The 15585-nt window shown below is 35.8% G+C and carries 15 protein-coding genes and 1 riboswitch; all 15 genes read left to right on the forward strand.

The features are described from left to right. Positions 1-105: 105 nt before the first annotated feature. The gene (locus CDZ92_RS18970; protein WP_096156760.1) at positions 106-612 is read left to right on the forward strand and encodes a hypothetical protein; all 507 of its coding nucleotides are present in this window, start codon (positions 106-108) and stop codon (positions 610-612) included. Between the two features lie 70 nt (positions 613-682). Next, positions 683-1048: a carboxymuconolactone decarboxylase family protein gene (locus CDZ92_RS18975; RefSeq protein ID WP_096156761.1), complete on the forward strand. Its 366-nt coding sequence runs from the start codon at positions 683-685 to the stop codon at positions 1046-1048. Positions 1049-1847: 799 nt separating this feature from the next. Next, positions 1848-1988, forward strand: a complete 141-nt coding sequence (locus tag CDZ92_RS20155; protein ID WP_176483675.1) for a hypothetical protein — start codon at positions 1848-1850, stop codon at positions 1986-1988. A 446-nt stretch (positions 1989-2434) separates the two neighbouring features. Then, a complete protein-coding gene (sufC, locus tag CDZ92_RS18980) occupies positions 2435-3220 on the forward strand; it encodes a Fe-S cluster assembly ATPase SufC (protein WP_096157072.1) in 786 nt (261 codons plus the stop codon). A 15-nt stretch (positions 3221-3235) separates the two neighbouring features. Then, positions 3236-4540 carry a Fe-S cluster assembly protein SufD gene (gene sufD, locus CDZ92_RS18985; protein WP_096156762.1) on the forward strand — a complete coding sequence of 435 codons (1305 nt, stop codon included), beginning with the start codon at positions 3236-3238 and terminating at the stop codon, positions 4538-4540. Continuing rightward, the gene (locus CDZ92_RS18990) at positions 4540-5760 is read left to right on the forward strand and encodes a cysteine desulfurase (protein ID WP_096156763.1); all 1221 of its coding nucleotides are present in this window, start codon (positions 4540-4542) and stop codon (positions 5758-5760) included. Before sufD ends, CDZ92_RS18990 begins: the two co-directional genes overlap by 1 nt. After that, a complete protein-coding gene (sufU, locus tag CDZ92_RS18995; RefSeq protein WP_096156764.1) occupies positions 5750-6193 on the forward strand; it encodes a Fe-S cluster assembly sulfur transfer protein SufU in 444 nt (147 codons plus the stop codon). The genes CDZ92_RS18990 and sufU overlap by 11 nt, the downstream gene beginning before the upstream one ends. A 76-nt stretch (positions 6194-6269) precedes the next feature. Further along, positions 6270-7667, forward strand: coding sequence for a Fe-S cluster assembly protein SufB (gene sufB, locus CDZ92_RS19000; RefSeq protein ID WP_096156765.1), 1398 nt, complete (start codon positions 6270-6272; stop codon positions 7665-7667). 141 nt (positions 7668-7808) lie between these two features. Beyond that, positions 7809-8756 carry a DUF72 domain-containing protein gene (locus tag CDZ92_RS19005; protein ID WP_096156766.1) on the forward strand — a complete coding sequence of 316 codons (948 nt, stop codon included), beginning with the start codon at positions 7809-7811 and terminating at the stop codon, positions 8754-8756. A gap of 160 nt (positions 8757-8916) precedes the next feature. After that, entirely contained in the window at positions 8917-9429 is a 513-nt protein-coding gene (locus CDZ92_RS19010) for an RNA polymerase sigma factor (protein WP_096156767.1), read from the forward strand. Next, a complete protein-coding gene (locus tag CDZ92_RS19015; protein WP_141395246.1) occupies positions 9419-10177 on the forward strand; it encodes a hypothetical protein in 759 nt (252 codons plus the stop codon). The genes CDZ92_RS19010 and CDZ92_RS19015 overlap by 11 nt, the downstream gene beginning before the upstream one ends. 111 nt (positions 10178-10288) lie before the next feature. Continuing rightward, positions 10289-11662, forward strand: a complete 1374-nt coding sequence (locus CDZ92_RS19020) for a bifunctional metallophosphatase/5'-nucleotidase (RefSeq protein ID WP_096156769.1) — start codon at positions 10289-10291, stop codon at positions 11660-11662. A gap of 68 nt (positions 11663-11730) precedes the next feature. Continuing rightward, positions 11731-12033: a YunC family protein gene (locus CDZ92_RS19025; protein WP_096156770.1), complete on the forward strand. Its 303-nt coding sequence runs from the start codon at positions 11731-11733 to the stop codon at positions 12031-12033. A 213-nt stretch (positions 12034-12246) separates the two neighbouring features. Next, positions 12247-13350: an HD-GYP domain-containing protein gene (locus CDZ92_RS19030; protein WP_096156771.1), complete on the forward strand. Its 1104-nt coding sequence runs from the start codon at positions 12247-12249 to the stop codon at positions 13348-13350. A 244-nt stretch (positions 13351-13594) separates the two neighbouring features. After that, a riboswitch (Lysine riboswitch) is annotated at positions 13595-13783 on the forward strand. 140 nt (positions 13784-13923) lie between these two features. After that, the gene (locus CDZ92_RS19035; protein ID WP_096156772.1) at positions 13924-15486 is read left to right on the forward strand and encodes a Na+/H+ antiporter NhaC family protein; all 1563 of its coding nucleotides are present in this window, start codon (positions 13924-13926) and stop codon (positions 15484-15486) included. The last annotated feature ends 99 nt before the right edge of the window (positions 15487-15585 follow it).

Below are 15585 nucleotides of genomic sequence, written 5' to 3' on the forward strand. Positions count from 1 at the left end.
CACCTTTTATTTCTAAATGATTTTAAGTCATATATTCACTATATTTATGTGACCTAGCATAACTTCACTAGACTAGGTAATTTTAATAAACAAGGAGGTTATGTGATGAAAACAAAATTATATTTATTTGGACTCGCAATTATTCCTTGGCTATTAATTCCTATGTTAGGTAAACAACATGTAAAAAGGTTTTTACCTGCTTCTCTATTAATGGGATTTATATTAATTGGGGAGAGTTTACTAGCCCATAATCGAATGTGGTGGTGGGTATATAAACGTCCTCATCGGAAAATTATGGGGGAAGCTCCACTAATTTTAGGACCATATATTATGGGAGCGTTGTTAATGCTAAGGTTAGGCTACGGAAATATATTAAGGTTTTTCATAATAAATATTTGCGCACATTTATTTTTTGTTTATGTATTAATGGATTGGTTTAAAAGTATTGGGTTTTGGTCACTTGTGAGGATGAAAAAATATCAGCTGTTTTTATTATTTTCAATAGAAGGATTCATTTTATACGCGATGCAAATACTTCTCGAAGCATTCTTCATAAGGAAAAAACAACCAATACATAGTAGCCAACAACAAGATACACTTTTATATGACTGAATAAGTGAATAGATTATTTTTTTCTAATACATACTAATGTTGTAAAATTTCTGATTGGAGTTGTTTTAGGATGGAATATCAACCACGCAATTTTGCTGAAGGAGCACTACATGAATATAAAGCTGGCTTAGGTTTATTTTCAGAAAAAATGCCTGAATTAGCACATCACTATAATCAATTTACGGAAGCCTGCTTTAAAGAAGGTGCCCTAGATCAGAAACAAAAGCAATTGATTGCTTTAGGAGTAAGTGTGTTCTCACAAGACGAATATTGCATTGTGTACCATACAAAAGGTTGTATCGATCACGGATGTACGGAAGAAGAGATGTTAGAAGCTTGTGGTGTGACAGCAGCATTCGGTGGAGGAGCTGCGATGAGTCAAGCAGTTACTCTTGTGCAAGAGTGTATCTCAGATTTTAACCAACTAAAACAATAGGAACGACAAAACTGGAGCTTGGGAAAATTCTCAAGCTTTCTTTCTTTTATAAGGTCCGTGGGAACAGTACAGGCCCAAACAGAGTATAGTCTCAATAAGTAGGGAAATAACAGAAAAGGGCGAGCTGTGCACTCAGAAAGTAAATATAAGAAGGGGTATATTTTAGCTAGGCGCACAGCTTTTTGGTTTAGACGTTCAACTTTCACTTTCAGGAGCACAGAAATCGTGTGTAGGAGAACAGCTTATGCCCCCAGGTTAACACAAGTAGCAGTTAGGCACACACAAACCATAGATTAATCTATATTTATAGACATACACGTATATGCTTTCTGAGGATTTTTAGTTAAAATATAATTGATTTTATGCTTTTTTAGTAAAAAACAGTAGGTTTATGTCAAAAATCGGTTAAAATCTTAGTTTTTCTTACGATACGTAGAGACAGGCAATGGCTTTCTACTAGCGTTATCAATGATTTCATAGACGATGTAGTAACATACAAAACAAATCCTATCCCCTTGAACCGTATAGGACATAGAGCTATCGCGAGCAAAATTTAGCTATTGTAAGTGTAGGTTCCATAGCTTCTTCTCACTTAACCTCATGCCATATTAATAGAAGAAACGTGGTTTTTTGCTGTTTGGGTAAAATAACCAACTTTGTTATGATTATAAATGTGTTTACAGATCATTAAAATGTGGTAACACAAAAACGTAGGTAACTAAAAATACTATTAAATAGAAAGGATTGATTTATTATCCATCAGGTACAAGTGAAATACACTAGTAACATGGAGAAAGCAATGTTTCAATCACATGGAATTGGTTACGAAGAATACAGTAGAGAAATCAACAACATTATTCAAGTAGAAAAGAACAGAGAACGTGAATACAAAAAAAGTATGCAAATTGTCGCGGAACTAGAGCGAAAATGTCACACGTAACTTTTCATCCCTAAACTTGCAAACGATGACTAGAACAAACTAGGAAACATCGATCTATATAAGTTTTTACAACTAAAAAGCTTTGTCATTCTCAATGTAAAGAGAATGGCAAAAGCTTTTTTATCATTTTGTGGACAAACACACAACAACGAATCACTAAAATAGTATATAATAATTACTATACAGATAGTGAAAACCCTTATTGCTATTAACTTCATTCCACGAATTTTTACATACATCCACAAATTAAGGGGAAATTAAGCGGTAGGTAAAAATGAAAAACGACTTAACTAATAGAAGAAATTGGGTGAATAATAAAGATTTGAACAAGTCTTTAAAGGTTGCTAACACATTTAATTTGTTATAAGATTGTAATGAGAATAAAATGAGAATGAAAATAACAAATGTGTCTAAATAGAAAGAACACAAGAACATTGGAGGTAAGAATTATGGGTTCTAAATTAACAATTAAAGATTTACATGTGTCTATCGAGGACAAAGAAATCTTAAAAGGTGTAACTCTTGAAGTAAAAGGTGGAGAAATCCACGTAATCATGGGTCCAAATGGTACAGGTAAATCTACGCTTTCTTCTGCAATTATGGGTCATCCAAAATATGAAGTTACAAGCGGTAGCATTTCTTTTGATGATGAGGACGTATTAGAAATGGAAGTTGACGAGCGTGCTCAAGCAGGTATTTTTCTAGCTATGCAATACCCAAGCGAAATCACAGGTGTTACAAACGCTGACTTCTTACGTTCTGCAATAAACGCACGTCGTGAAGAAGGCGAAGAAATTTCTTTAATGAAATTCATTCGTAAAATGGACAAAAACATGGAATTCCTAGAAATGGATCCAGCAATGGCACAACGTTACTTAAACGAAGGGTTCTCTGGAGGAGAAAAGAAACGTAACGAAATCCTACAATTAATGATGATTGAGCCAAAAATCGCTATCTTAGATGAAATTGATTCTGGGTTAGATATTGATGCATTAAAAGTTGTATCTAAAGGTATTAACCAAATGCGCGGCGACGATTTCGGCTGCTTAATTATTACTCACTATCAACGTTTATTAAACTACATCACTCCTGACTTCGTACACGTTATGATGCAAGGTCGTATCGTTAAATCTGGTGGACCAGAATTAGCACATCGTTTAGAAGCAGAAGGTTACGATTGGATTAAGCAAGAATTAGGTATTGAAGACGAAACAGTTGGGCAAGAAGCGTAAGTAAGGGGGATTATCATGACGTTAGAAACGACGAAATTACCGTTTGACCAAGAATACGTAAGCAACTTCTCTAAAGGTCACGGAGAACCTCAGTGGTTGCTAGATCTTCGCTTACAAGCTCTTGCACTAGCGGAAGAACTTCCGTTACCAAAGCCTGATAAGACGAAGATTACAAAATGGAACTTTACAAACTTCCAAAACCATACAGTTGAAAGTAACATCACTTCTATAGATTCTTTACCAGAAAACGTAAAATCATTATTAGATGTTGATCATGTACCAAACGTTTATGTGCAAGTGGATAACACACCAATTTTTTCTTCTATTAGTGAAGATTTAGCTGCAAAAGGTGTTATTTTTACGGACATCATTTCTGCTGCAAAGAATCATAGTGATTTAGTACAAAAATACTTCATGAAAGATGGAGTAAAAGTAGATGAGCATAAGCTAACTGCTTTACATGCAGCTTTATTAAACGGTGGAGCATTCCTTTACGTTCCTAAAAACGTGGAAATTGCTGATCCAATTCAAGCTATTTATGTACACGACAAAGCAGAAGCAATGTTTAACCATGTGTTAATCGTTGCAGAAGACAACGCTTCTGTAACATATGTAGAAAACTACATTTCTATAAATGATGGCGAAGGTGCTATCTTCAATATCATCACGGAAGTTATTGCTAACAACAATGCGAATGTTATTTACGGGGCAGTAGATACACTAGGTAAAGGTGTAACAACTTACGTAAACCGTCGTGGAGTTACAGGACGTGACGCGAAAATTGAGTGGGCATTAGGCTTAATGAACGATGGTGACACGATTTCTGAAAACATCACGAACCTTGTGGGCGATGGCTCTATGGGTGACACGAAAACAGTTGTAGTTGGCCGTGGAGAACAAAAGCAAAACTTTACGACAAGTGTTATTCACTTTGGTAAAAGAACAGATGGACAAATATTAAAGCACGGTGTTATGAAAGATAGTGCTAGTTCTGTATTTAATGGAATTGGTAAAATCGAGCATGGCGCTTCAAAATCAAATGCAGAGCAAGAATCTCGCGTATTAATGCTTTCTGAAAAAGCTCGTGGAGATGCGAACCCAATTCTTCTAATTGACGAAGATGATGTAACAGCAGGTCACGCAGCTTCTGCAGGTCGTGTAGATCCACTTCAACTTTACTACTTAATGAGCCGTGGTATTTCAAAGCAAGAAGCAGAGCGCTTAGTAATTCATGGATTCTTAGCACCAGTAGTAAAAGCTCTTCCAATTGAAAAAGTGAGAAAGCAGTTAGTTGAAGTGATTGAAAGGAAAGTAAAATAATGAATATCCAGGATATTCGTAGGCAGTTTCCTATCCTTCATCAAGAGGTTAACGGCCATCCGTTAGTTTATCTAGACAGTGCAGCAACGTCGCAAAAGCCACTAGCTGTTATCGAAGCTTTAGATAAATACTATCGCGAATATAATTCTAACGTTCACCGCGGTGTGCATACACTCGGAACGAGAGCGACAGACGGATATGAAGGTGCTCGTGATAAAGTGAAGAAATTCATTAACGCGAAACACCGTGAAGAAATTATTTTTACTCGTGGAACAACTACAGCATTAAATTTAGTAGCCTCTAGTTATGCACGTGCTAACTTAAAAGAAGGTGACGAAATCGTCATTACTTATATGGAGCACCATAGTAACATCATTCCTTGGCAACAAGTGGCAAGAGCTACAGGATCTACTTTAAAATATTTGCCGCTTCAGCAAGATGGAACAATTACGATCCAAGATGCAGAAGCAACGATTACAGAAAACACAAAAATCGTATCCATTATGCAAGTATCAAATGTTCTTGGAACAATCAATCCGATAAAAGAGATTACAGAAATTGCTCATCGTAAAGGTGCCATTATGGTTGTCGACGGTGCGCAAAGTACTCCTCATATGAAGGTAGATGTTCAAGACTTAGATTGCGACTTCTTCGCACTTTCTGGTCATAAAATGGGTGCTCCTACTGGTATTGGTGCACTTTATGGAAAGAAAAGCTTGCTAGATAAAATGGAGCCAATCGAATTCGGTGGCGAAATGATTGACTTTGTAGGTTTACAAGAGTCAACATGGAAAGAGCTACCGTGGAAATTCGAAGGTGGTACTCCTATTATCGCTGGAGCAATTGGGCTTGGAGCAGCAATTGACTTTCTACAAGAAGTAGGTTTAGAAAATATTGCAGCACATGAACATAAACTTGCTCACTACGCAATGGAGCGTATGTCTGAAATTGAAGGCATTACCATTTTCGGACCTAAAGAAAGAGCAGGACTTGTAACATTTAATATAGAAGATGTACATCCTCACGATGTCGCAACTGTTTTAGATGCAGAAGGGATTGCTGTAAGAGCAGGTCACCACTGTGCACAACCATTGATGAAATGGTTGAACGTATCTTCTACTGCACGTGCAAGCTTCTACTTGTACAACACAGAGGAAGAAATCGACAAACTTGTTGCAGGACTAGTGAAAACGAAGGAGTATTTCAGCGATGTCTTTTAATAACTTAGATACTCTATACCGACAAGTAATTATGGATCATTATAAAAATCCACGTAATAAAGGTTCCTTAGAAGAAGATAGCGTAACAATCGAAATGAACAACCCAACATGTGGTGATAGAATTCATTTAACGCTGAAGATTGAAGAGGGAAAAGTTGTCGATGCAAAATTCGACGGCGATGGATGTTCCATCTCTATGTCTTCTGCTTCTATGATGACTCAAGCTATTAAAGGGTTAGAAGTAGAGAAAGCATTACAGCTATCCAAAATCTTCTATGACATGATGCTTGGAAAAGAGTATGATGAAGATGAATTAGACCTTGGTGATATTGAAGCATTATCAGGTGTTTCAAAATTCCCAGCTCGTATAAAATGTGCAACGCTCGCTTGGAAGGCAATGGAAAAAGGTGTTTCTAGCGAACAAGATGAATAAAATGTTTTAGGGAGCAGCTCTAAAGGCAATCTTTTTATTGCGAGCTGCTCACCTCTTGAATGGAGGGAAAGGTAAAATGGCTAAAAAAATGCCTGAAATCGGCGATTATAAATATGGCTTTAAAGACAAAGACGTGTCGATTTTCCGTTCTGGTCTTGGATTAACGAAAGAAATCGTTGAAGAAATCTCTCGTATGAAAAGCGAGCCTCAATGGATGTTAGACTTCCGTTTAAAATCTTTAGAGCAGTTCTATAACATGCCAATGCCTCAATGGGGTGGCGACTTAAGCAACTTAAACTTTGACGAAATTACGTATTACGTAAAGCCTTCTGAAAGGTCTGAGCGTTCTTGGGATGAAGTACCAGAAGAAATCAAGCAAACGTTTGATAAATTAGGTATTCCTGAAGCAGAACAAAAATATCTTGCAGGTGTTTCTGCTCAGTATGAATCTGAGGTTGTATACCACAACATGCAAACAGATTTAGAAGATCTTGGTGTAGTATTTAAAGATACAGACACAGCGTTAAAAGAAAATGAAGATATCTTCCGCGAGCACTTTGCGAAAGTTATCCCTCCAACAGACAACAAATTCTCTGCATTAAACTCGGCAGTATGGTCTGGTGGATCTTTCATCTACGTACCAAAAGGCGTAAAAGTGGACACTCCACTTCAAGCGTACTTCCGAATTAACTCTGAAAACATGGGCCAATTCGAGCGTACACTAATCATCGTAGACGAAGGCGCACACGTACACTATGTAGAAGGTTGTACAGCACCTGTTTACACAACCAACTCACTTCACAGTGCAGTAGTTGAAATCATCATTAAAAAAGACGCATATTGCCGTTATACAACAATCCAAAACTGGGCAAATAACGTTTACAACCTAGTTACTAAGCGTGCTGTTTGTGAAGCAAACGCAACAATGGAATGGATTGACGGTAACATCGGTTCTAAATTAACGATGAAATACCCAGCAGTAATCCTTAAAGGTGAAGGTGCTCGTGGTATGACACTTTCTATTGCATTAGCTGGTAAAGGTCAGCACCAAGATGCTGGAGCAAAAATGATTCATTTAGCGCCAAACACGTCTTCTACTATCATTTCTAAATCTATCTCTAAACAAGGTGGAAAAGTTACGTACCGTGGAATTGTACACTTTGGTAAAAAAGCTAGCGGATCTCGCTCCAACATCGAGTGTGACACGTTAATTATGGATAATCAGTCTACATCTGATACAATCCCTTACAACGAAGTGTTCACAGACAACATCTCTTTAGAGCACGAAGCGAAAGTTTCGAAAGTATCAGAAGAGCAGTTATTCTACCTAATGAGCCGTGGCTTATCAGAAGAAGAAGCAACTGAAATGATCGTAATGGGCTTCATCGAGCCATTCACAAAAGAACTTCCAATGGAATACGCAGTAGAAATGAACCGTCTAATCAAGTTCGAGATGGAAGGTTCTATTGGATAAATAGATTTTTTATGAAACCCGTCTAAAATGGCGGGTTTTTTTTGAGTTATTTACCTCCAACACAATAATCTTCATTCTCCAAAAGCTATTTTTTTATTTTTCCTCTACTATTTATGTTAAAATATCCCCGAGGTGACAATCATGATTTATATAGGAGTAACTGGATGGGGTGACCATGATAGTTTATATACTAGCGGTATTTCCACTCGTGATAAATTAAAAGAATACGCAGCACACTTTCCTACAGTGGAAGTTGACTCCTCTTTTTATGCCATTCAACCAACACGTAACGTGGAAAAATGGGTAAAAGACACACCAGAAAACTTCAAGTTTATCGTAAAAGCATATCAAGGTATGACTGGGCATCAGCGTGGAGAAATTCCATTTGAAACAAAAGAAGAAATGTTTCACGCTTTTAAACAATCCATCGTTTCATTTATAGAATCGAACAAACTAGCAATGGTATTGTTTCAATTTCCACCTTGGTTTGACTGCAAATCAGAACATGTTCAATACATACGTTGGTGCAAACAGCAAATGGGGGATATAGAAGTAGCATTAGAATTTCGTCATCAATCATGGTTTCACCCACAATTTGAACAAAAAACATTACAATTCATGGAACAAGGAAAATGGATACATAGTATTTGTGATGAACCACAAGCAGGCTCAGGATCTATTCCAACCGTTCTCCATCCTACAACGAAACATAAAACACTTATAAGAATGCACGGTCGAAACAAGCATGGTTGGACAAGACCAGCAAAAGGGACCGACTGGCGTGAAGTAAGGTACTTATATGATTACAATCAGGAAGAACTCCATCAATGGAAAAATCACGTGGAACAACTTTCAAAAGTGAGTAAAGATATATACATTCTATTCAATAACAACTCCGGCGGTCATGCCGCAAACAACGCCAAACAATTCATTGAGATGTTAAACATCGAATATGAAGGACTAGCCCCAAAACAACTCGATCTATTCTTACCAAAAAACACAAATTCATCTTTGTGTTTTTTTTATAATGTGAAACAAATTCATAATTACTGTTCGTTTAGTGAAAAACGAATGTTCCGTTTATTATAATTAAATAACGTTCGATATAAAACTTTAATTTTATGAAAGAATAGGTTTAATATTCGTTTTTCGTTTAATAATTGTACATTATGAAACTCACTCATGTAAAAAACTTTTAAGGAACTTCTAAGGTATTATTAGTGAAATGAATAAAAAGAGGTGAAACCTAGTGGAACGAGAATGGATTATTCAATTTAAAAATGGCGATTCTCATGCATTTAAAAAACTATATGACCTATATGCAGAAGATGCAATCAGATATGCCATGTCCATTACAAAAAACAGCCACAACGCAAAAGACGTTGTTCAAGAAGCGTTTATACGAGTTTATCGAAACATAGACTCGTTTGATATAGATCGAAATTTTAAAACTTGGCTTTTCACCATATTAACTAATGAATGCTATCGTTACTTAAAGAAAGAATCCGAAAACATAAAGCTTGTCGATAACAACATTCCAACTAGCGTCCAACAAGAATCAGAAGACTTTATGTATTTACATGAAGCATTAGAAAACTTAGATGCCATTAATAAAACACCAATTATATTAAAATATTTAAACGGTTTCTCAGAAAAAGAAATCGCTAGCATGCTTAACTTAAATTTAAACACAGTCAAGTCACGATTATTTAAAGGTAGAGAAAAGCTAAAACGGTTAATTGGGAGTGATTATGTTGGCTAAAAAAAATCTAGATGATGAAATTCACAATGTATTAAAAAATTCAACAGAAGAAGCAGTAAAAATGAAAGACGATATATGGAATGAAATTGAGAAAAAAACAATTGCTCTAGAAAAAAATAAGAGAAAAGTGAAAAAATGGAGGAAAGTTAGCTTTTTTGCTAGTATAGCAGCATCTATCGGTTTAATATATGTTCTTGCAACCCCAACAGGACATGCCTTAATGTCTAACATAAAAGACCTGCTAGTTCCAGAAAAAACGATTACAGAACAACTAGAAGGAACAGATGAAAAGGTTGATTATTCACTAGATATTAAAGAAAACCAAAGTGATCGATTAGCGGATTATGCCATTTATATTGACGAAGAAATGTATACAGTAACAAACGAACAAGACAACAAAATAATAGCAGCAAAAACACAATCTACTGAAAATTCTTATCCCGAAGTATTTATGGAAATTAGACAATCAGAGAAAAGTTTAGAAGAGATACTTACGGAAATTCAAACTATAGTACAAAAAGAATATGCAATCATAAAAGAACAAGCAATCGTTCATACTCCAATATCTGCAACGCTATTCGAAGCAAGACAAGGAGATGAATGGAACGATGAAGTTGTTCGATTCTACATCTTCCCAAATGAAAAAGGTGGTACATTTATTATAAAACAACAGTTTTTCTTTGAAGCATATGAAGGTCACGGAGTTAGAATGGATAACATGTTAAAAACATTTGAATTAATAAACTAACCTAAAAGCACCACTGCTTTTAGGTTTTTTCTATATAAACCTATACATATACTACAGAAATATTTTACAATGCTTAATATAGAATATTGAACTGAAAAAAGGAGCGAGCAAATGAAGCAGTTCCGCATACTTCACACGAATGATATACATAGTTACTTTGAGACATATCCAAAACTAGCGACATTCTTAGAAAAACAACAAGATACTATTCCGACTCGATTAATGGATATTGGTGACAATATGGACCGTTTTCATCCAATAACAGAAGCAACTAGTGGAAAAATAAACACGCTCATGCTAAACAAATTAGGCTATGATTACGTGACGTTCGGAAACAATGAAGGAATTACTTTAGATTATAATGCTCTTTCCGAATTGTATGACTCAGCTACTTTCCAAGTGCTAGCCGCAAACCTATATGAAAAAGATAAAAAAAGGCCGGATTGGCTCTCACCATATGTAATTGAAAATATAAATGGTATGAATATAGGATTTATTGGCGTTACGGTCTATTATAAGCTTTTCTATGATTTGCTTGGGTGGTACATTATAGACCCGTTCGAAGCAATGGAATCTTGTTTACAAAACATAAAAGATAAAACAGATGCCATCATTGTGTTATCTCATCTTGGTATTTCCGATGATGAACAACTTGCAAGCAGATTTCCAGAAATAGATGTCATTTTAGGTGGTCACACTCATCACGTATTACCAGAAGGAAAGATGATAGGAAATACGCTACTTTGTGGCGCAGGAAAACATGGAGCTTATATTGGAGAGGTAAACATAGCAATAGAAGGCAATCAAATTCATAAATCATGTCTTTTACATTCATTAAATGATGTTGATTCTAACAAGGAGCTAGAACAAGAAATTAACGACGCCTACAACCTAGCGAAGAAATCTCTAAGTGAGCCAATTGTCCATATTAGCTACCCATTAATAAGCAGATGGTTTGAGCAGTCACCATTAGCCTCTACGCTTGCCGAAGCATTAAAGGAGTGGTGTAGGGCTGATATAGGAATGGTCAACAACGGAGTTATTCTAAACAACTTAGAAGCTGGGGTAATTTCTGCTGAACAAATTCATCGAATATGTCCCCACCCTATTAATCCTTGTAAAGTGGAGTTAAAAGGGGAAGAATTAAGAGAAATTATACTAGAAGCAAACAAAGAAGAACATGAACAAATTCGTGTAAAAGGACTAGGATTTCGCGGAGAAGTGATGGGGAAAATGTCTTTTTCTAATTTGGAAATTATTTATGGACAAAACAAAGATGGAGTAAAAATAATAAAAGAAATCTTAGTCGCTAACGTACCACTAAAACTAGCTGAAACTTATAGTGTTGGAACAATTGATATGTTCACGTTCGGCAAATGGTTCCCAACCATTAAAAGAGCAAAAAAACAATTCTACATGCCCGAATTGCTCAGAGATGTACTTACTTGGAAACTAAAAAAGCTAACAAAAGAAATGTGCAAATGACTAATAATCATTACACGAATTCTACGCCCCCTTCATAAAGTATTAATGGAAGGGAGTGAGCATTATCCATGGTCGAAATGAAACCAATTATCATAAATGGAGAACAGTTTACTGCTGTAATCGTTAAGTTACCTAAAACGAACTTTATGGCAGTAACTGCAGAAAAAGGCTATATAATGTGCGGTGCCCTCGATGTTGCATTATTGAATGAAAAATTAAAGGATCGTGGGATTATTGCTGGAAGAGCAGTTGGCGTTCGAACAATCGAGCAGTTGCTTGAAGCCCCGTTAGAATCTGTCACGATAGAAGCAGAAAACAGAGGGATTCATGTTGGAATGCCAGGTAAAGAAGCACTATTAAAAATGCTTTAACAAGTATTGGGCCGTGCTACCTTTTATGCGGCCTTTCATATTTTTGTGTTGTAAACGTAAAAAATATTCTATATTTACTTATAAAATTGTATAAATATAGTTATTTAGGAATAATTCGTGTTTTTTTGCAAAAAAACCATGAAATATTCTTTTTTTTATATATAATGAAGGTAAATAATCAAAAATTTTGTCGAGAGATAGATAGGAGAAATCATGAGATTATTACATACTAAATCATTGAAGCCAGGAATGAAGCTTGCTAAATCCATTTATAACGAAAGTGGAAGAATCTTGCTTAAAAGCGGAATTCCACTAACAGATAGAATGATTTCACGTCTAATCCAACTAAAAGTAACTTTTGTTTATTTAGAAGATGCGAGAACGAATGATATTATTATTCCATCCATGGTATCAGACCGTGTTAAAACAGAGGCATTACAAACAATAACAGAAACGTTCGAAGCATTTAAAGGTGAGAAACTTAGTAAGTGGTTTATAATGGACCAATCTACCAAACAATTAAAAGATTTAATACAACTACTACTTTCTGATATGAAGGGGAATAATGAAGTTTCTACTTTATTAACAGATGTATTTGTTCATGATAACTATGTATTTACCCATTCATTAAATGTAACCATATATGCACTTTCTATCGGCTTAAAACTTGGCTTGCCTCAAAAAGACTTAGAGATATTAGGTCTAGGTGGGATATTACATGATGTTGGCAAAATGCTAGTACCTTTAGAAGTACTGAATAAACCTGGAAAACTTACGAGTGAAGAATTTGTGGAAATGAAAAGCCATACAACAAAAGGCTTTGATTTAATCCGAAAAATGCATACGGTGCCACTTCTTGTTGCACATTGTGCTTTCCAACACCACGAACGATTAAATGGTAGTGGATATCCTAGAGGCATTAAAGAAAAAGACATACACTTATTTGGCAAAATTTTAGCTGTAGCAGATGTGTTTGATGCAGTTACTTCTCATCGAGTATATCGTGATGCAATGTTACCTCATGAAGGGTTAGAGATTTTATATGGAGGATCAGGTTCTCTATATGATCCAGCCATCATTGATGCATTCAGAAAATCAGTAGCCATTTATCCGTATGGCTTAGCGGTTGAACTTAGTGATAATCGTAAAGCAATTGTCATTGGACAGAACAAAGAGATGACAGAACGCCCAATTTTACGTGTAATAGAAGAAAATGGAAACGAATTAGAAACTCCATATGATATAAACCTTAAAGAGCAACTAGATGTAACAATTGTTAAGTGTAACGATAAAGAGAGTATAGCGGCAGTTAGCTAATACTAGAAAGAACATATTTTTACGGTTGTACTAGTAGAATCAATATGTTATATTTTTTAATGAATCAATTTTATAATTACGGTTCGTTTAGTGAAAAATGAATGTTTTACTATTATACGGAGCTATTTATTTGTTTTTAAAGGTGTTCTTAATAAAAATACGCTGTAATTATTCGTTTTTCGTATAGTAGTAATACATTATGAAACGGACTCAAATAATAAAATTTAATATTGACCTTATCATACAATGAGGTAGAGGTTGCATAGCATAAGAGTAAACTACTGGAGGGTGACTCCTGTGATAGTAGTAGAAAGGATGCTTTGCCGAAGTAAAAAAAGCCGTCATGCTTTTTTTGCTGGGGTTATCTTGAATAAAGATAACACTGTCATTATGACTAGAGCGAACGGGTTCATAATGGAGGGCTACTGATCGGATGGAATATAACATACATTACAAGTAGACGTAATGATAGTTATCTTCTATCATTACGTCTTTTTATGTTCAAAAGCCCTCTTTTTTTGTAGCCGGTTTGCGTTAGTCAGCAACCAAAACAAATTTAGGGGGTTTTTTCTTATGGAAGGAACAATTTTTTCATTAATTCCTCCAGTGTTAGCCATTATAATGGTTATCCTGACGAGGCGTGTACTTATTTCACTTGGAGCCGGTATCGTTGCTGCAGCATTGTTGCTAGCAGACTTTAATCCAATTGAAATGGCGACGATTATTTTTAACGCAGTATTAGCTATTTTCTATTCAGTTAACGATAAAGCAATTGAAACTTGGTATGTTTACATTCTATTATTCTTAATTATTTTAGGTATTATTACGGCATTTATTTCTATATTAGGTGGAAGTCGTGCATTCGGCGAGTGGGCATTAGATCGTGTGAAGACGAGAAGAGGTTCTAAATTTTTAACTGCTATTTTAGGAATTGTCATTTTTATCGATGATTATTTTAATGCGCTTGCAGTTGGACAAATTAGTCGTCCTTTAACAGATCGTCACAAAGTTTCTAGAGCAAAATTAGCCTATTTAATTGACTCTACATCAGCACCAATTTGTGTTGTTTCGCCAATTTCTAGTTGGGGTGCGTACATTATTGGTATTATCGGTGGTATTTTAGTAACACATAATGTAGCAAACATGTCGGCATTAAGTGCATTTATTCAAATGATTCCAATGAACTTATATGTGCTTTCTGCTTTATTAATGGTGTTTTTAGTAAGTTACTTCAATGTAAATATTGGAGCAATGAAAACGCATGAAGCTCGTGCGATGGAAAAAGGTCAATTATTCGATCCGGAAAAAGAAGTGCCAGGTCAATTATCGGAAGACTTACCGTCTAGCACGAAAGGCTCTATCGGAAACTTAGTATGGCCGATTGTATCGTTAGTAGTTGGTGTAGTGTCTGCAATGTTATGGACTGGTTACTCGGCTTTAGATGGCGATGTAACGCTATTAGCGATTTTTGAAGAAACAGATCCTTCTGCAGCTTTATTATATGGTGGAATCTTTGCGTTAATTGTCACGGTTGCGTTGTTCTTCCGTCAAGTGAAGAGTGGAGATGTTAGCAGTTCTGTATTTACAAAAGGCTTAGCGGCTGGTGCAAAATCCATGCTACCTGCCATCTATATTTTATTATTTGCATGGACGATTACAAGTTTAATTGATGCGTTAGAAACAGGAGTATATTTAGCGGATGTGGTTGAAAAATCGAATATGAACATCGCTTGGTTACCTGTTATTGTATTTATCATTGCAGGATTTACAGCATTTGCAACTGGAACTTCATGGGGAACTTTTGCTTTGCTTTTACCAATCGGTGGCCAAATTGCTGCAGCTACGAACATTGAGTTATTATTACCTGTGTTAGCAGCGGTTTTAGCTGGAGCGGTATTTGGTGATCATTGTTCACCAATTTCAGATACAACCATTCTTTCTTCCACAGGGGCAAACTGTAATCACATTGACCATGTGTTAACGCAACTGCCTTACGCTTTAATTAGTGCAGGTGTAGCGTCTTTAGGATTTATCGCATTAGGTCTGACTGGTAGCACATTAGTAGGCTTACTAGTGATAGTTGTAAGTTTTGTAATAGTCGGGTTTGTATTTAGAGGAATGAAAGCAGCAACATAATTTAAAAGGTTATATCTAAGAAGTTTAAGATGATTACGACATAAAGTGCCGGTTGTGTGGCCGACTCCTGCGGGAGAGGGCAGGCTGGTGAGACCCCAC

The sequence above is a fragment of the Bacillus sp. FJAT-45066 genome, assembly GCF_002335755.1.
Taxonomy (GTDB): Bacteria; Bacillota; Bacilli; order Bacillales; family Bacillaceae_I; genus Bacillus_CD; species Bacillus_CD alkalisoli.